Raw genomic sequence first — 18,334 nt, forward strand, 5'->3', positions numbered from 1 at the left:
CACCGATCGGGGCAGCAGCGGTTCCAGCGCCTGCCATTCGGCATCGGTCAGTTCGTAGCGACGTACCACGCCTTCATGTTGCCCCAGGTCCAGCAACTTTGACGACACGCCCTAGGGGCTTCTCCCAGGGTCTCCGGGGACCGTACGGAGGTCCGCTCGGGGGCACGGCGGCCGTACGGCCGTCGGGGCGCGCGGTGCCGTACGGCCGCCGCCGGAAAAGGGACGTGCCCTCCCCCGCCGGATCGGGGAAGGGCACGCGGAGGCGAGCCGGATGGGCTCGCCCGGACTTACTTGGTGAAGCCGACGGCGGTCCAGTCCTTCGGGTCGGCGTAACCGAAGGCGCCGTAGTTGGCCAGGTTCTTCTTGGCCGCGTAGATGCTCGGACGCTGGTACATCGGAATGGTGTGGACCAGGTCCCAGATCAGCTTGTCGGCCTGGTTGCCCAGGTCGATGGCCTTCTGCGGGTCCATCTCGCCAGCCGCCTGCTCGATCAGGGCGTCCAGCTCGGGGGTGCCGACGCGCGGGAAGTTGCTGCCGTAGTTCTCGGCGCTCACCGGCGTCTTGTAGATCTGCGGCAGGGCGCCGTTCGGGAACGGCGTGCCCAGCCAGGAGAACGGCGCGATGTCGAAGTTGCCGGGGATGACGTAGTCGTCGAAGAACTTGTCGTCCGGGACCGGCTCAACGTTGACCTTGACGCCGATCTCCTTCAGCATCGCCTGGGTGAGCTCACCCTCCTGCTTGGCGACGGCGATCGAAGACGGGTAGGTGAAGCGGATGGCGAACTCCTTGCCGTCCTTCTTGCGGTACTCGCCTTCCTGCTTCCAGCCCGCGGCGTCCAGGAGCTGCTTGGCCTTCTCCGGGTTGTACTTGCCGACCTCGCCGGAGTTGTCCACGTACCCCTTGTGGGTGTTCATGTACAGGTGGTTGCCGAGGGTCTGGATCGGCCAGTCCATGTCCTTGAGGTCGGACGCGGCGATCGTCTCACGGTTGATGCCCATGGCGATGGCCTGGCGGACCGACTTGTCCTTCAGCAGCTCGGCCGAGCCGTTGACGGTGAAGTGGCGCCAGTTCGGGGCCGCCGCCTTGCGGATGTCGACGTTCGGCACCTCCTTGGCCCGCTTGAGGTCGGAGGCGTTGGCCGGGATCTCGAAGGCGTCGATCTCACCGTTGGCGAAGGCGTTCATCGTCGCGCCGTCCTCGATGGCCCGGAAGAGCACCTTGTCGAGCTTGGCCTTGCGGCCCCACCAGTTGTCGTCGCGGACGAGGGTGACGGTCTTGGTGGTCTCGTCGAGCTTCTCGACCTTGAACGGACCGGCGGTGACCGGGATCTTGCCGACCCAGCCCTTGTTGAACGCCTCGGGATCGGAGTTGGTGAACGCCGGGTAGAGCGGCGAGAACATGCCCTTCCAGTCCGGGTAGTTCTTCTCGAAGGTCACCACGACGTCCTTGTCGGTGGCGCCCTTCTCCACCGACTTGACCCGGTCGTAGCCGTCGGTCGAGGAGACCTGGTACTTCTTGTCCGAACCGTTGAGGGCCTTCCACTGCGCTTGGAAGTCCTTGTAGGTGATCGGCGTCCCGTCCGACCAGGTGGCCTTCTCGTGGATCTTGTAGGTGACGACCTGGACGCCGTCCTTGATCTCCATCTTCCACTCGGTCACGTAGTCCGGGTGGTTGTTGACGTCGGCCTTGTCGTCGGAGAGGAAGACACTCGGCATGACGGCTTCCATGACGTTGTCGGTGTTGTCGTGGGTGCCGTTGACCTGGTTGTAGTTCCAGTTCGCCTGCCACGAGCTGAGTGCCAGCGTCAGGGTGCCGCCGTCGGCGACCTGCTCGTAGGGGACGGCGTTGATGGTGCTGCCCGGGAGCTGCGCCGCGGCCTCCTTGGCGGCCTCGGTCGAGGCGGCCTTGGGCTTGTCGGCGGCGCCGCCGCAGGCGGTGAGGGCCATGGCCAGGAGCGCGGCTCCAGCGGCGGCCTTGTAGCCAACCTTCATGTGTTCCTCCAACACGGGGATGTCACACACCCGGGGCCGCGACGGCCTCGGTGCTCTCGGGGTAGTGGCAGGCGGCGCCGTGGTCTCCGGCGGGCGCGAGCCGTTCGACGGTGGGCTCCACCTCGTCGCACTTGCGTGCCTCGGCCTCACCCAGCAGGGCGCGCTTGGGGCAGCGGGTGCGGAAGCGGCAGCCCGACGGGGGGTCTGCGGGGCTGGGCAGGTCGCCCTCGAGCAGGATGCGCGTGCGGGAGCGCTCCAGCTCGGGATCGGGGAGCGGGATCGCCGACAGCAGCGCCCGCGTGTAGGGGTGCGCGGGCGCGCCGTACACCTCGTCCACCGCGCCGATCTCGGCGATCTTGCCGAGGTACATGACCGCGACCCGGTCGGCGAGGTGCCGGACCACCGACAGGTCGTGCGCCACGAACAGGTAGGACAGGCCCAGCCGGGCCTTCAGGTCCTCCAGCAGGTTGATCACACCCGCCTGGATGGACACGTCCAGGGCCGAGACCGGCTCGTCCAGCACGATCAGCTTCGGCTCCAGCGCCAGGGCGCGCGCGATGCCGATGCGCTGGCGCTGGCCGCCGGAGAAGTGCTGCGGGTAGCGCTCGGCGTGCTCGGGCGCCAGGCCGACCAGGGTGAGCAGCTCGGCGACCCTGGCCCTGACGGCCTTGGCGTCCTTGTACCCGTGCGCGCGCAGCGGCTCGGCGAGGATGTCGCCGACCGGCATGCGCGGGTCGAGCGCGGCCATCGGGTCCTGGAAGACGATCTGCAGGTCCCTGCGGAGCTCCTTGCGCTCAGCCTTGCCCAGCTTCGCGCTGTCCTTGCCGAGCACCACGACCGTGCCGCCCTGCGGGGCCTGCAGCTGCATGATCTGCTGGAGCGTGGTGGTCTTGCCGCAGCCCGACTCGCCGACCAGGGCGAGCGTCTCCCCCTGGGCGATGTCGAAGCTGATGCCGTCCACCGCGTGCACGGTGCCGACCTGGCGTTTGAAGACCGCGCCCTTCATGAGCGGGTAGTGCCGGACCAGGTCGTCCACCTTCAGCACGGTCTCCCGCTCGGCGCGCGGCCTGCGCTCCTCCCGCTGCGCAGGGGCCTCCGGGACCGGGTAGACGGTCGCGCCGTCCAGGCCCTTGAGATCGATCTCGTGCGAGCGGATGCAGGCCGACATGCGCCCGCCGGTGCCGATCCGCTCCAGCTCGGGCTCGGCGTCGTCGCACGCCTCGACCTTGAGCGGGCAGCGCGGCGCGAACGGGCAGCCCGGCGGGAGCGCCGCGGGCGAGGGTGGGTTGCCCTCGATCGGGATCAGCCGCTCGGTCGGGCGATCCATGCGCGGGATCGAGGCGAGCAGGCCCATCGTGTACGGCTGCCGCGGACGGTAGTAGATCTCTTCCACGGTGCCCGTCTCGACGGGCTTGCCGGCGTACATCACCAGCACCCGGTCGGCCAGGCCCGCGACGACGCCCAGGTCGTGTGTGATCATCACGATCCCGGCGCCGGTCTCCCGCTGCGCGGTCTTGAGCACCTCCAGGACCTGGGCCTGGATGGTGACGTCGAGCGCGGTGGTCGGCTCGTCGCAGATCAGCACGTCGGGGTCGTTGGCGATGGCCATGGCGATCATCGCGCGCTGGCGCATGCCGCCGGAGAACTCGTGCGGGAACGCCTTGGCCCGCAGGTCCGGACGCGGGATGCCGACCAGGTCCAGCAGTTCGACGGCGCGCCTGGCGGCCTGGTCCTTGCCGACCTTCTGGTGGATCCGCACGGCCTCGGCGATCTGGTCGCCGATGGTGTAGACGGGGGTGAAGGCGGAGAGCGGATCCTGGAAGATCATGCTGACGCTCTTGCCGCGGAGCCGGGTGAGCTCCTCCTCCCGCGCGCCGATCAGCTCCTTGCCGTGCAGCCTGACGGAGCCGCTGATCTCGGTGCCCTCCGGGAGCAGGCCCATCACCGCGAGCGAGGTGACGGACTTGCCGGAGCCGGACTCGCCGACGATGCCGAGGATCTCGCCCCGGTTCAGCCGGTAGCTCACGCCGCGCACGGCCTTGATGCCGCCGCGGAAGGTGACGTTGAGGTCGCTGACCTCGAGGATGGGCGCGTCGCGCCCGGTGGTCGGCTCGGTCACTTGGTGCTCCCCGGGTCGAGCGCGTCGCGCAGGCCGTCGCCGATGAGGTTGACGCTGAGCACCAGCAGCACGAGCAGACCGGCCGGGAAGAGGAACAGCCAGGGGTAACCCGTGACCTTGCTGCTCCCGGCGGCGATGAGCGTGCCCAGCGAGACGTCGGGCGGCTGGATGCCGAACCCGAAGAACGAGAGGGCGGCCTCGCCGATGATCGCGCCGCTGACGTTGATGGTGGCGTCGATGATCAGCAGCGAGGAGAGGTTCGGCACGATGTGCCGGAGGATGATCTTCCAGCCGGGGATGCCCATGTACCGGGCTGCCAGCACGAATTCACGCTCCCGCAGCGAGAGCGTCATGCTCCGGACCACCCGGGAGGTGATCATCCAGGAGAAGAGCGCGAGCAGGAGCACGAACCAGAGCCAGGAACCGCCCTTGAGCCTCGGCGAGATGATCGCGATGATCAGGAAGCTGGGCAGCACGAGCAGCAGGTCCGCCCCCCACATCAGGGCCTTGTCCACCCAGCCGCCGAAGTAGCCGGCGGCGGCGCCGACCAGGGCGGCCAGGCCGGTGGAGACGAGGGCCACGAGGAAGCCGATGACGATCGACTTCTGCATGCCGCGCAGCGTGACCGCGTAGACGTCCTGGCCGATCTGGGTGGTGCCCCACCAGTGGTCGGCCGAGGGCGGCGAGAGGAAGGCCATGAAGTCCTTGTCGGTCCAGTCGTAGGGACCGAGGAACGGGCCGATGTAGGCCAGCGCCAGGAGCAGGACCAGCGCGAGCAGGCCGTAGCGGGCCTGGGGGTTCCGCGCCAGACGGGCAAGAGTGACTTTGGAACGCATCTAGCTCACCCGCACCCGGGGGTCGAGGGCCGCCACGATCAGGTCCGAGAGGAAACCGGCCACCAGCACGCAGACGGCGGCGAACAGGCTCACCGCGGCGACCGCGTTGGTGTCGTGGGAGTGGATCGAGTCGACGAGCCAGGCGCCCATGCCGTGCCAGCCGAAGATCTTCTCGGTGAAGGTCGCGCCGGTCAGCAGCGTGCCGAACGCGAAGGCGAAGTAGGTCGCCGCCGGGACCAGCGAGGTCCGCAGCGCGTGCTTGAACAGCGCGGTCCTGCGGCTGAGTCCCTTGGCGCGGGCGGTCCGGACGAAGTCCTGGCCCAGCACGTCGAGCATCATGTTCCGCTGGATCCGGCTGTAGAAGGCGATCTGCCCGAGGGCGAGGGAGATCGTCGGCAGGATCAGGTGGTTGAGCCGGTTGGTGAACTGGTCCCAGCCACTGAGCGCCGGGTTGTACTCGCCGGTGTACTCCAGGAGCGTGAACCCGAGGGTGTCGTTGATCCCCACCGCGACCAGGGTGAGCATCGTCGCGAGGACGAAGACCGGGACCGCCATGATGACGAAGGCGCTCACCCCGATCACCCGGTCACTCAGCCGGTACTGCTTGACCGCGGCGTAGGCGCCGACGGTGACGCCGACGACGCAGCCGACGATCGTGCCGATGAGCAGCAGCCGCAGGCTGACACCGATGCGGCGGCCCATCTCGTCGTTGACGGACTTGCCGTCCCAGGTCTTGCCCAGGTCACCGGTGACGACCCCGGAGGCCCAGGTGACGTACCGCTCGAAGACCGGTGTCTTGTCGTTGAGGTTGTAGTCGTCCAGCGTCGCGTCGACGATCGCCTCCGCCACCGGAGGTTGCCGGCCTTCGTACTTGGCGCGCGGATTGAGGCTGGTCGCGGCGAGGAAGTAGGCCATGCTCGCGGCGATCGCCACCAGCAGGACGTTGCTGATCAGCCGCTTCAGCAGGTAGGCGCCCATCGTCCTCCCCTCGTGATCGCCGAGAGTGCGGGGCAGCGCGGCAGTCCGGTATACGGGCATGCCGAAGCCCAGGTGAATGCACGATTGATCCCGTTTTAACGGTTTAATCCGGGATGTTCGAAACGATACCTGCGAGTACGGCAAAGATAGGACGTCTCATGTAACGATCAGGCGTAACAGTGTCCGGATCCTGTAACACAACGAGGATCGCGGGCGATGTGGTGTTCGCCACCTGATCGGCGGCGCCGTATACATCGGTTGTCCGCGCACGACTGAGGGCGGTGACCGGATTGCCTGGTCACCGCCCTCATGGGTCAGCGGATGGATCGGTACGGGGGTCAGCGGAACCCGCCGTCACGGGGCGGGGCCACCGTCACGCACCGAGCCGGGGCCGCCGCTCCCCTGAGATCAGGCGGAGAGAAGCACGTCGTGCCGCTGCGCCACCTCGGGGATCCGCCCGGCCTCGCGCGCGCCCTCCTCCTGCCGGGCCTTCCCGGTCCCGGGGGTCTCCTCGCGCATCCCCCACGGGGAGCCGTACTCGTTCAGCAGGTTCAGGAACGGCACCGCGTCGAACGCCTCCGGTCCCAGCACGCCGGTGCCGGACCAGACTCCGGTGGCCAGCAGCTCCAGCGCGACCACGGGGTGCACGGCCGTCTGCCAGACCACGGCCTGGGAACCGTACTCGCGCATGGACCACTCGTTGTCGACCACGTGGTACAGGTACACCTCGCGCGGCGCGCCGTCCTTGCCGGTGCCCTTCACCCAGGTCCCGGCGCAGGTCTTGCCCCGCATCCGGTCGCCGAGCGTGGCCGGGTCGGGAAGCCGGGCCGCGACCACGTCACGCGGGGCGGCCTCGACCCCGCCGACCCGGATCTTGTCCGCGCTGTCCAGGCCGAGCTTGCGCAGGGTCTTCAGGACGCTGATGAACTCCTGGCCCAGGCCGTACTTGAACGTCACCCGCTTGGCGTCGACCCAGCGCGGGACCAGCAGGACCTCTTCGTGCTCGACGTTCACGCACTCGACCGGGCCGATGCCCTCGGGGAAGTCGAACACCTCCGGCTCGCTGAACGGCTCGGTCGTGCGCCAGGTCCCGTTCTCCCAGACCACCGGCGGGTTGAGGCACTCCTCGATGGTCGTCCAGATGGAGAAGGTCGGCGCGAAGTCGTAGCCCTCCACCACCAGGTTCGACCCGTCGCGGACGCCGACCTCCTCGATCTCGGAGAACAGGTGGTCGGCGGCGTAGCGGGCGAACACGTCGGCCAGGCCCGGCTCCACGCCCATGCCCACCAGGGCCAGCCTGCCGGAGTCGCGCCAGGCGCCGTCCATGGCGAACTGCTCGTCGCCCAGCTTGATCCCGGGAAGCTCGTACGGCTTGTGCGGGTGGGGCCGCGACAGGGACATCGCCATGTCCAGGTAGTGCGCGCCGGTGTTCAGGGCCGCCCGGAACAGTTGCATGGTGAAGCGCGGATCGACGGCGTTGAACAGCACGTCGCAGCGGTGCTCGGCGAGAGCGGCCTCGACGGCCGCCTGGTCGGAGGCGTCGAGCTCGATCGCGCTGAAGCGCGGGTCCCCGATCGTAGCCACCACCTCGGCGGCACGGCTCTGTTTATAGTCCGCCACCACGATGTGTTCGAAGAAATCTCGGCGGGCGGCGATCGGAACGACGGCGGAGCCGACGCCGCCGGCTCCCACAAGAAGGATTCTCATGGCGGGACTCTATCCACTGACTGACTGACCAGCCAATAGCGCCACCATGATTTTTCCACCGAATCCATCGCGTACAGGAGGACAGGCCACGGAAACCGTGGTGATCCAGGGGGACGGCGCAGGGGCGGGGCGCTCCGGGGTCGGGGGAGCGCCCGGAGCACCCCTGGCAGGCGACGCCCAGCGGGGGGACGGGCGTGCCCGCGGCTGGCCGATCTCGGCCGGGTCAGCCCACCAGCTTCCGCCAGCGGCTCACCCAGTCGGTGTAGTCAGTGCATTCCCCCTCAAGGCCACCGCAATCGCGCGATGGGCGAGCGGCAAAGAAAACACGCCGCGACCAGCTCTCATCCTTGAGACGGTAAAGGTCGCAGACCGCTCGGGCCCGGCCGGTGCAGCCCTCGGGGTTGGCCGGGGCCAGCCCCGTCCAGGCGGCGACCGAGCTCTGCACCTCGGGAGAGGTGACCCAGTTCAGCCACCGGTAGGCGCAGTTCGGGCTGGCCGGCTCGGCCGTGAGCATCCAGGAGTCGGCCCATCCGGTCATGGGCACCCCACCGAAGGTCCGCACCGGCCTCTTCGCGCGTTCGAAGAGATCGGCGTGGTACGGCCACGCCTGCGCCAGCCGCACCGATCCACCCGCGATGGCCCGGATCAGCTCGATCGGGTCCCGCCAGTAGACCCGGTCGGCGCCGTCCCGCTCGGCCAGCAGCTTCTCCGCCGCGCCGAGCTGCTCCGGGGTGAGCTGGAACGGGTCGTCGATCCCGAGGGCGGGCTCGGTCTCCTTGAGCACGAGCGCGGCGTCGGCGATGCTCAGCGGGGTGTCCCTGATCGCCGCCGGACCGGCCGTGTAGAGGGCCCGGGGACCGCCGTAGCGGCCCCCACCGTGGACGACCTGGTTGACCCCCCACAGATAGGGGACGCCGTAGACCCTGTCTCCTGACCGCAGAGCGGGCAGTTCCCGCAGCCGCGCCGGGATGTCGTTGTAGCCCTTGACGAGAGCGGTGTCGACCGGAGCCGCGCGACCCTCGGCGATCAGCGCCCCGGCCAGGTCGGGAGAGGGCGAGATGACGTCGTAGGCGCCGGCGTCGAGCTTGGCCTCCATCTCCTCGCTCGTCCGGACCCGGTCGAGCGTCGCGACCCGGCATCCGCTGTCCCGCTCGAACGCCGTCACCCAGTTGACCTCCGGGCTCGCCCCGCCGTACTCGACGTGCCCCTGGAAGGTGAGCACCCGCAACGTGCCCTCGGACGGGCCGATGGACGCTGAGGGCGTGGGGCTCGGGCCGCCGTCCGGAGCGGGAGAGGCGGATTCGGAGGAGTGCGGGGTGGGAGAGGCGGGGCCGGAGGATCGTGGAGTGGGGGCGGGGGAAGCGGAGCCGGACGCGGGAGAGCGCGGGGTGAGGGAGGCCGTGCCGGACGGCTTCCCGGCGTCCCCGGGTCCGGCCACGGGCCGGGCGTCGTCGATCCCCGTGGCGCAGGCCGTGAGTGCCAGGGTCCCCGCTCCGGCGAGCACCGCCAGCCGTGTACGGCGAAGCCTCTCCCTGCCCACGGAAAACCCCCTCGCCACCCCGCCGTCCGGTATCCCTGGGAGCCTACCGGCCCCGCAAAACCTCCGGATGACCCCGGCCTGACCAGCGGTTGACCCGGCGTCCGCGAGGCCCGCCCCCGGCGGCGGAACCTCGCGGGGCCGGCGGAGTCACCATGAAACCGGCGGAGTCACCCGTTCGTGGGGAACCCGAGGTTGACGCCGCCGTGGCTCGGGTCGAGCCAGCGCGAGGTGACGACCTTGCCGCGGGTGTAGAAGTGCACGCCCTCGGTGCCGTGGACGTGGGTGTCCCCGAACAGGGAGGCCTTCCAGCCGCCGAAGCTGTAGAACGCCATCGGCACCGGGATCGGCACGTTGATGCCGACCATGCCGACCTCCACTTCGTTCTGGAAGCGCCGGGCGGCGCCGCCGTCGTTGGTGAAGATCGCGGTGCCGTTGCCGTACTCGCCGCCGTTGATCAGTTCCAGGCCCTCCTCGTAGGAGGAGACCCGCACGATCGACAGGACCGGGCCGAAGATCTCGTCGGTGTGCACCCGCGAGCCGGGGCGGACGTGGTCCAGCACGGTGGGACCGAGCCAGAAGCCGGGGGTCTCCTCCGCCGTGGTGCCGCCGAGGACCTGGGTCCTGCGGCCGTCCACCACCAGCGTGGCGCCCTCGGCGACGCCGAGGTCCAGGTAGGAGGCGACCTTGTCGCGGTGGACCCCGGTGACCAGCGGGCCCATCTCGGACTTCGGGTCGTCGCCGGGGCCGACGACCAGCTTCTCCACCCGCTCGACGATCTTCCCGACGAGCTCGTCGCCGACCGGGTCCACCGCCAGCACGACGGAGATCGCCATGCAGCGCTCCCCCGCCGAGCCGAAGCCCGCCGAGACGGCGGAGTCCGCGACCAGGTCGAGGTCGGCGTCGGGCAGGACCAGCATGTGGTTCTTGGCGCCGCCGAGCGCCTGGACCCGCTTGCCGTGGGAGGTGCCGGTCTCGTAGACGTACCTGGCGATGGGGGTCGAGCCGACGAACGATACCGCCTTGACGTCCGGGTGCTCCAGCAGCCGGTCCACGGCCTCCTTGTCGCCCTGGACGACACTGAAGATCCCGTCGGGCAGCCCCGCCTCCTTCCAGAGCCGGGCCATCAGCAGCGACGCCGACGGGTCCCGCTCGGACGGCTTGAGCACGAACGCGTTGCCGCAGGCGACGGCGATGGGGAACATCCACATCGGCACCATGGCCGGGAAGTTGAACGGGGTGATCCCGGCCACCACACCGAGCGGCTGGCGGATCGAGTAGGAGTCGACCCGGGTGGAGACGCCCTCGGAGAAACCGCCCTTGAGCAGGTGCGGGATCCCGCAGGCGAACTCCACCACCTCCAGGCCCCGGGCCACCTCGCCGAGCGCGTCGGAGTGGACCTTGCCGTGCTCGGCGCTGATCAGCGCGGCGAGCTCGTCGCGGTGGGCGTACATCAGCTCGCGGAAGCGGAACAGTACCTGTGCCCGCTTGACCAGCGAGGAGTCCCTCCAGGCGGGCCAAGCGGCCACGGCGGCGGCCACGGCCGCGTCCACCTCCGCGGCCGAGGCCAGGTGGACCCGCCCGCTCACCTCCCCCGTCGCCGGGTTGAAGATCTCGGAGGTGCGGGCCGTGCCCTCGACGGGGGTCCCGTTGATCCAGTGGGTGACGTTCTTCACGATCGTTGTGCTCCTTGCGCGTTCGCCGTGCGCCTACCGCGCGGCTTCCGCGTTGATGACTTCGAGTGCGGCGACGATGATCCCGAGGCCCTCGGCGGCCTCCTCCGTCGTCAGCGTGAGCGGCGGCGCCATGCGCAGCACGTTGCCGTGCAGGCCGCCCTTGCCCGCCAGGAGACCGGCCTTCTTCGTCTCCTCCATGAACCGGGCCGCGAGCGCCGGGGAGGGCGCGCCGGTGGCGGGGTCGACCAGCTCGACGGCGAACATCAGGCCCTTGCCGCGCACGTCGCCGACGATCGGCAGGCGCGCGGCGGCCTCGCGGAGCCCGTCGATGATCAGCGTGCCGGTCCGGGCCGCGTTGGCCTGGAGGTCGTGGTCGAGGACGTAGTCGAGGGTGGCGTTGGCGGCGGCCATGGAGATCGGGTTGCCGCCGAAGGTCGCCAGACCGGTGGCGTGCAGGCCGTCCATCAGGTCGCCCCGGGCCACGACGCCGCCGACCGCGAAGCCGTTGCCGAGCCCCTTGGCGAAGGTCATCATGTCCGGCGTGACGCCGTGGTTCTGGATGCCGAAGAAGGCCGAGCCGGTACGGCCCCAGCCGGTCTGCACCTCGTCCGAGATGAACAGGATGCCCTGCTCGTCGAGGACCTCCTTGTAGGCGGCGAACAGGCCGTCGGGGGCCATGGTGAATCCGCCCACGCCCTGGATCGGCTCGGCGATCAGTGCGGCGACGTCGCCGCCGACCGCGGTGGACAGCACGTGGCGCAGGTCCTCGACGCAGGCCGTGATGTAGTCGGCGTCCGACAGGCCGCGGAACTGGGTGAGGTGCCGGTCGGCGCCGTGCAGGAAGTGCACGTTCAGCGGCGAGAGCGAGTTGTTCTTCCAGGAGCGGTTGCTGGTCACGCCGAGCGCGCCGAAGCTGCGGCCGTGGTAGCTCTGCCGCATGGCCAGAACCTGGTCGGACCTGCGCGCGTAGGTCGCCAGCAGCAGGGCCGTCTCGTTGGCCTCGGTGCCGGAGTTGGTGAAGAAGACCTTCGCGTTCTCGATCCCGGAGAGCTTGGCGATCTTCTCGGCCAGCTCGATCTGGCCCCGCAGGAGGTAGACGGTGGAGGTGTGCACGACGCCGGTGGCGATCTGCCGCTCGACGGCCTCGCGGACCTCGGGCACGTCATACCCGATCATGTTGGTCAGGATGCCCGCGAAGAAGTCCAGGTAGCTCTTGCCCGACGCGTCGACGACCCGGTTGCCCTTGCCACCGGCGATCTCGATGGGCTCGTTGTAGTAGAGGGCCACCCAGTTGGGCATGACCGCCCGGTGGCGCGCAAGAAGGTCCGACATGCATCGAGTATGTCGGTTCGCGGCCACCGCTCCTACCGCCAACCTGTCGGGAGATGAGACACAAACCCGTCATGTTGTCAGGATGAGCGGCGGCCGCGTGACGGCTGTCACCAGGCTTGCGCCGGATCAGCCCGGGATGCCGGAGGGCTCGGCGGCCTGCTCCGCGCCCTGACCCGCCGGGGGCTTCGGCACGGGGCGGATCACCGCCAGGGCCAGGACGACCGCCGCCAGGCAGAAGGCGACGCCCACCCAGGAGCCGAACGACATGGCCGAGACGAACGACTCGTCGGCGGCCGCGACCAGGGCGGGATCCCCGAGCCGGTGCGCGCCGGCGATCGAGTCACGGGCGGCCGCGGGCGCGTCCGCCGGCATGGAGGAGGTGTAGACCCCGGCGAGCACGCTGCCGAGCACGGCGACGCTCAGCGCCATGCCGACCTGCTGGACGGTGTCGTTCAGCGCCGAGCCGACCCCCGCGTGCGCGGGCGGCACCGCGCCCATCAGGGTCGTGTAGGCCGCCGGGCCCGCCAGGCCGCCGCCGACCCCCATGATCAGCAGACCGGTGATCAGCATGCCGTACCCGCTCTCGGCGGTCATGAAGGCGAGCACGCCGAAGCTGAGCGCCATGACGCCCAGACCGGCCGCCATGAGCGTGCGGTTGCTGACCTTCTGCCCGAGTCCCGCGCCGACCGCGTTGAACAGCGCGGCGGCCACCGCGTACGGCAGCAGCGCGAGCCCGGCCTTCATCGGGTCGTAGCCCAGCACGAACTGCAGGTACTGGGTGAGCATCAGCAGCAGGGCGCCGGTGCCGAACGACAGCAGCACGATGGAGAACGAGGCCCCGCTGAAGTTCCGGTCACGGAAGAGCTCCAGCGGGAGCATCGGGTGCTCGGCGCGGCGCTCCCAGATCACGAAGGCGCCGAGCGCCAGGACGGCCAGGGCCGCGGCGGCCAGCACGGAGGGCGCGGTCCAGCCGTCGGCGGGAACGGAGATGACCACGAAGACCAGCGCGCTCATGCCCGTGACGGACAGCAGGACGCCGAGCGGGTCGAGCCGCCGGCCCGGACCGCGCGACTCGGGCATCAGCAGGACCGCCGCCACGACGGCCACGAGCGCGACGGGCACGTTGATCAGGAAGACGGAGCTCCACCCGTAGTGATCCAGCAGGAAGCCGCCCAGGGTGGGCCCGGCGATCACCCCGACCATGGCCACGGCGCTCCACGCCGCGATGGCCTTGCGCCGCTCCCCCTCGTCGAAGACGGTGATCAGGATGGACAGGGTGCTCGGCATGAGGATGGAACCGCCGACGCCCATCAGCGCACGCACCGCGATCAGGTGCCACGGCTCGGCGGCCAGCGGGGCCAGCGCCGAGGCCCCGCCGAACAGCACCAGGCCGATGATCAGGAAGCGGCGGCGGCCGTACCGGTCGGAGAGGCTGCCGGCGGTGAGCAGCAGGCCCGCGAAGACCAGGATGTAGGCGTCGAGGATCCACTGGATGTCCGCGGGACTGGCGCCCAGGTCGGTCATCAGGGACGGGATGGCCAGATTGAGGACGGTGTTGTCCACCACCAGGACCAGCAGGCTCAGACAGAGGACGCCCAGGATCCACCAGCGGCGCGGATCCCGCTCGTCTCGGACATCGTTCGATTCGGATCGCACAGTGTTCGATTCCACCCGCACAGCGTACGACACTCATCGAACAGTGTGCGAGTGGATTTATGCTGGAATCGTGAGAGAGCCCTTCACCTCGGTGTGGACCCGCGAGCCCCGGCCCGCCAAGAACCCCGGACTGAGCCGCGACCAGATCGTCCGCGCGGCCATGGAGATCCTGGACGCCGAGGGGGTCGACGCCCTGAGCATGCGCCGCCTGGGCGCGAAGCTGGGCTCCGGCGCCACCAGCCTCTACTGGCACATCGCGCACAAGGACGAGCTGCTGGAGCTCGTCATGGACGAGGTCTACGGCCAGGTCCCGCTCCCCGACCCCGAGGTGACCAGCTGGGACGACATGGTCTCGATCTTCGCGTACGGCCTGCGCGCGACGCTCTTCGAGCATCCGTGGGTGATCCCCCTCATCGGGAGCAGGCCCTCCCTCGGCCCCCACGCGATGGACCTGTCCGCGCGGATGCAGAAGGTCTTCGAGCGGGCGGGCTTCGAGGGCCCGCTGCTGGACTACACGCTCTCCACCGTCCTGGCCTTCGTCCTCGGATGGACCGGGCCCGAGATCGCCTGGCGCACCCTCCGCGAACGCTCGGGACTGACCGGCGAGGAACTGGACGCGGCCATGCGGGAGACGGTCCACCGGGCCGCCCGCGACTACCCGGAACTCATCGAGCGCTTCGAGGAGCACCAGGAGCGCAACCCCGAGGCTGTCCAGGCGCTCGCCTTCGACTTCGGCCTGACCTGCCTCCTCGACGGGCTCCGGGCGCGGCTCGCGGCGGGCCGGGACGACAACAGGCGCTTCGAGGCCCCCTCCACCACGGCAGATCATGACGAATCAGCCAAAAACATGATGTAAGACACCAAGTAGTTGTAGTTACATTCTGCATAGATATCCTCGGCTATCCTCGGTGAGTGCTGCCCACCATCGCCGACGTCCTCGCCCTCGACACCGTCCGCAGGGGAAACCCCCGCGTCGTCGCCGGCACCGACCGGCTGGACACCCGTGTGCGCTGGGTCCACGTCGGCGAGGTCACCGACATCGCCCACCTGCTGCGCGGCGGCGAACTGGTGCTCACCACCGGCATCGCCCTTCCCGACGAGCCCGACAAGCTCGCCGCCTACGTCGCCGAACTGGCCTCGGTCGGCGCCTCCGGGCTCATCGTGGAGCTGGGCCGCAAATTCGTCGGGGAACTCCCCCGGTGCGTGGTCGACACCGCCGAGGAGCACGGCCTGCCGGTGATCACCCTGGCCCGTGAGACCCCGTTCGTGCAGATCACCGAGTCGGTCCACGCCCGGATCATCGATCGCCAGCTGGAGGAGCTGCGCGCCTCCGAGCAGCTCCACGAGGTCTTCACCGAGCTGTCGGTCGAGGGCGCGTCCCCGGCCGAGGTTCTCGGCCAGGTCGCCCGGCTCTCCGGCCGTCCCGTGCTGCTGGAGAACCTGGCCCACCAGGTCCTCGCCTGCGAGAGCGCCGGGCGCGACACCGGCACGCTGCTGGCGAGCTGGGAGAGCCGCTCCCGCGGGGTGACGTTCCAGCAGCGCACCGCCTACGACGCCGCCTCCGGCTGGCTGGTCACCGTGGTCGGCGCTCGCGGACAGGACTGGGGCCGGCTGATCCTGCTGTGCGACGCGGAGCCCAGCCCCCGCGACATCGTGCTCGCCGAGCGCGCGGCGACCACCCTGGCCCTGGGCCGCCTGCTGGAACGGCACCAGGAGTCACTGGAGCGCCAGGCCCACGGCACGATCATCACCGGCATCCTCACCCACGCCTACGCCGATCCCGACGAGGCCGCGGCCCGTGCCCGCGCGGTCGGCGTGCCCCTCACCGGACGCAAGCTGATCAGCGTGGTGCTCCGCCTGGCGGAGTCCCCCGAGGGCACACCGGACGGGCAGGAGCAGCTCGCCCGGCTCGGCGAGCTGGCCGACGCCACCGCCGCCGCCTGCCGTGACGCCCGCCTGCCGGCCCTGGTCGGCGCCCTCGACCAGAACCGCGTCGGCGTCCTGCTCCCCCTGCCCCCGCGGACGTTCGCCGAGCCGGCCCTCAACTCCCTGTCCGAGCGCCTGCGCGCCCTGTTCGCCATCCCGTTCGTGCTCGCCGCCGGCTCGGTGGTCGACTCCGTCCGCGACGTACGGCGCAGCTTCCTGGAGGCCGAGCAGGTGGCCGACGTCGCCGTCCGGCAGCCCGACGGCCGGGTCTTCTACCGCCTGCCCGACCTGCGCCTGCGCGGCCTGCTCCACCTGCTGCGCGACGACGCCCGGCTGCAGACCTTCGCCGAGCGCGAGCTCGGACCGTTGCTGGCCCACGACGCCCAGCGCGGCGGCGACCTGACCCGCATCCTCCGCATCTATCTGGACGCCGGGCGGAACAAGGCCGTCGCGGCGCAGAAGGCCCATCTGTCCAGACCCGCCTTCTACGACCGGCTCCGCAGGCTGGAACGCATCCTCAACACCGACCTCGACGACGCCGAGTCCTGCCTGTCCCTGCACGTCGCCCTGCTGGCGCTGGAGTCCTTCCGCAGGGACGCCCCCCGAATCTGAGATCGCCCCTCTGAGATCACCCCGGGGAAGAGCCACCGGGGATGCGCCAGCGAGATGCCCTTTTTTTCATGCATTTCTCGCATTCCGGTTACATCGCTAGGTTGATCCCGCAACGATGGTTCACCGAAGTTTGACCATTAACGGGGAGACATATATGTCACGACGTCTTGTCGCCGGATTATCGGTAGCGGTGCTCGCCGCCACAGCACTTCCCGCACAGGCGGAACAGGCGGAGAAGGCGGAGCGGTCAGCACGGGCGAGCCTGCCTTTCCCCGGTTCCGCGTTCCCACTCGGCGAACGCACCACTCCGCTGAGGAGCCAGCGTGCGGTGGCCCGGGGCGTCGACCTTTTCAATGTGATGCACGGCAAGTCCACTCAGGGATGGACGGTGTCGGTGCTGATGCCCAACGGGCACGACAACGGCCCTCTGGCCGTCGCCCAGGCGAAGGCCGCGGAGGTCGAGGCCGCAGGGTTCACCCCCAGCGTCCTGCGGATCGTGCAACCCGCCGCGGCGGACGCCCCGGCCGTCGAGCGGTACATGGTCCGGATGGGGCTGTGGTCGTTCAAGCAGCGGGCCAAGGCGGACAAGCTGGTGAAGGAGCTCAAGGAGTTCGACATCCGCGCCAAGACCGACTATCTCGGCGACGACGGGGACCAGACCACCGGCCCGTGGGAGATGCGCGTGGTGATGGTGGACCCGAGGACGTTCCGGGGCTCCTACAAGACCAGCGTGGGAGTCAGCGTCGCCAAGCGTGAGACCACCAGCTCCATGTCCAAGCGCCTCAAGGCCATCGCGGGCGTCAACGGCGGATTCTTCAACATCCACACCGCCAGGGCGCTGCAGGGCGAACCCGTGGGCGTCTCGGTGGTGGGCGGCAAGCTGCTCAGCGAAGGGGTCCCCGGCCGCAGCGGGCTCGTCATCACCGGCCGCAAGGCCCGCATCACCGAGCTGAGGACCGCGGTCACCGTGATCTCCTCGGACGGCGCGAAGATCGAGGTGAAGGGCGTCAACCGGGCCGCCGCGGCGGAGGAACTGGTGCTCTACACCGAGGAGTTCGGCGCCAAGACCGCCGCGGACGGCGGCGCCGAGATCGTGGTCGACGCGCAGGGCAGGATCGTCAAGGCCCGTGCCGCCGGAGGCACCGTCCCCCGCGGCCACTACGTCCTCCATGGCACCGGCGCCATGGCCGACTGGCTGCACCAGCACGGCTGGGAGGGGTGGACGGTGAAGCTCGACACCAAGGTCATCGACCTGCGGACGCAGCGGGCCGTACCGCTGACCCCCGACACGTACGTCATGGGCGGTGGCGTCGGGCTGGTCAGGAACGGCCGCGTCCGGATCACCGCGGCGGCCGACGGGCACGCCTCGGTCAACATGATGCTCCGCCGCCACCCCCGCACGATGGTCGGCGTCACCAAGTCCGGCGGGCTGATCCTGGTCACCGTCGACGGACGCAACCCCGGCGTCTCCGTCGGCGCGTCGATGGTGGAGGCCGCGCAGCTGATGCGCTGGCTCGGCGCCAAGCAGGCCATCAACTTCGACGGCGGCGGCTCCACCGCGATGGTCGTCGGCCACAAGGTCATCAACCGTCCCTCCGACGGCCGGGAACGGACCATCGGCGACGCCCTGTTCATCACCCCCTGACCGTCGGTGCGGGAACACCCTGGGCCGCCGGGGGGTGATGCCCTCCGTGAACGTCTTGACTGCCGTGCTGACCCCCCGCGTCGGCATGGTGCCTCCAGGCGGTCCAGGTACAGCGAGCGGCGCCTCAGTCCGTCCAGGTTCTCCAGCGCCTGGACGTGGCTGACGTCGTGATAGGCATCCACGTCGAAGCCGCCACCCGCGCCGGCCACGAGAACAAGGGCCTGTAAACGCGAAAAGGCCCCCGCAACGCGGGGGCCTTTTCGAAACGATTGTCCGGCGGCGACCTACTCTCCCACACCCTCCCGAGTGCAGTACCATC

12 protein-coding genes are annotated in these 18,334 nt (G+C 69.9%); 3 read left to right on the plus strand and 9 right to left on the minus strand.

The annotated features are described in order from the left end of the window. Window positions 1-287 precede the first annotated feature (287 nt). From IEZ08_RS37180 to IEZ08_RS37220, 9 genes are all read right to left on the minus strand, one after another. A complete protein-coding gene (locus tag IEZ08_RS37180; RefSeq protein ID WP_068921850.1) occupies window positions 288-1,991 on the minus strand; it encodes an ABC transporter family substrate-binding protein in 1,704 nt (567 codons plus the stop codon). 22 nt (window positions 1,992-2,013) lie between these two features. Then, a complete protein-coding gene (locus IEZ08_RS37185; RefSeq protein ID WP_068921849.1) occupies window positions 2,014-4,110 on the minus strand; it encodes an ABC transporter ATP-binding protein in 2,097 nt (698 codons plus the stop codon). Beyond that, window positions 4,107-4,946 (minus strand): ABC transporter permease, encoded by an 840-nt coding sequence (locus tag IEZ08_RS37190; RefSeq protein ID WP_068921848.1) that lies wholly within the window; start codon window positions 4,944-4,946, stop codon window positions 4,107-4,109. Before IEZ08_RS37190 ends, IEZ08_RS37185 begins: the two co-directional genes overlap by 4 nt. Further along, window positions 4,947-5,924 carry an ABC transporter permease gene (locus tag IEZ08_RS37195; protein WP_068921847.1) on the minus strand — a complete coding sequence of 326 codons (978 nt, stop codon included), beginning with the start codon at window positions 5,922-5,924 and terminating at the stop codon, window positions 4,947-4,949. A gap of 408 nt (window positions 5,925-6,332) precedes the next feature. Further along, window positions 6,333-7,631 carry a saccharopine dehydrogenase family protein gene (locus tag IEZ08_RS37200; RefSeq protein ID WP_189244051.1) on the minus strand — a complete coding sequence of 433 codons (1,299 nt, stop codon included), beginning with the start codon at window positions 7,629-7,631 and terminating at the stop codon, window positions 6,333-6,335. Between the two features lie 223 nt (window positions 7,632-7,854). Then, window positions 7,855-9,171 carry a type 2 periplasmic-binding domain-containing protein gene (locus IEZ08_RS37205; protein WP_189244052.1) on the minus strand — a complete coding sequence of 439 codons (1,317 nt, stop codon included), beginning with the start codon at window positions 9,169-9,171 and terminating at the stop codon, window positions 7,855-7,857. Window positions 9,172-9,338: 167 nt separating this feature from the next. After that, window positions 9,339-10,847 (minus strand): CoA-acylating methylmalonate-semialdehyde dehydrogenase, encoded by a 1,509-nt coding sequence (locus IEZ08_RS37210; protein ID WP_068921845.1) that lies wholly within the window; start codon window positions 10,845-10,847, stop codon window positions 9,339-9,341. A 30-nt stretch (window positions 10,848-10,877) separates the two neighbouring features. Further along, a complete protein-coding gene (locus tag IEZ08_RS37215; protein WP_068921844.1) occupies window positions 10,878-12,176 on the minus strand; it encodes an aspartate aminotransferase family protein in 1,299 nt (432 codons plus the stop codon). A 126-nt stretch (window positions 12,177-12,302) separates the two neighbouring features. Next, window positions 12,303-13,847 (minus strand): MFS transporter, encoded by a 1,545-nt coding sequence (locus IEZ08_RS37220; RefSeq protein WP_189244053.1) that lies wholly within the window; start codon window positions 13,845-13,847, stop codon window positions 12,303-12,305. Window positions 13,848-13,902: 55 nt separating this feature from the next. On the opposite strand from IEZ08_RS37220, the gene IEZ08_RS37225 reads away from it, so the two are divergent. The 3 genes from IEZ08_RS37225 to IEZ08_RS37235 all read left to right on the plus strand — a co-directional run bounded on the left by IEZ08_RS37225 (window position 13,903) and on the right by IEZ08_RS37235 (window position 18,015). Next, a complete protein-coding gene (locus IEZ08_RS37225; RefSeq protein ID WP_068921843.1) occupies window positions 13,903-14,688 on the plus strand; it encodes a TetR/AcrR family transcriptional regulator in 786 nt (261 codons plus the stop codon). Window positions 14,689-14,744: 56 nt separating this feature from the next. Further along, complete coding sequence (locus tag IEZ08_RS37230) at window positions 14,745-16,370, plus strand: PucR family transcriptional regulator (protein ID WP_068921842.1); 1,626 nt, start codon at window positions 14,745-14,747, stop codon at window positions 16,368-16,370. A gap of 388 nt (window positions 16,371-16,758) precedes the next feature. Then, window positions 16,759-18,015, plus strand: a complete 1,257-nt coding sequence (locus IEZ08_RS37235) for a phosphodiester glycosidase family protein (protein ID WP_229803926.1) — start codon at window positions 16,759-16,761, stop codon at window positions 18,013-18,015. Window positions 18,016-18,334: the final 319 nt, after the last annotated feature.

Origin of the sequence: Planobispora rosea, from assembly GCF_014648175.1 — a bacterium.
GTDB lineage: Bacteria > Actinomycetota > Actinomycetes > Streptosporangiales > Streptosporangiaceae > Planobispora > Planobispora rosea.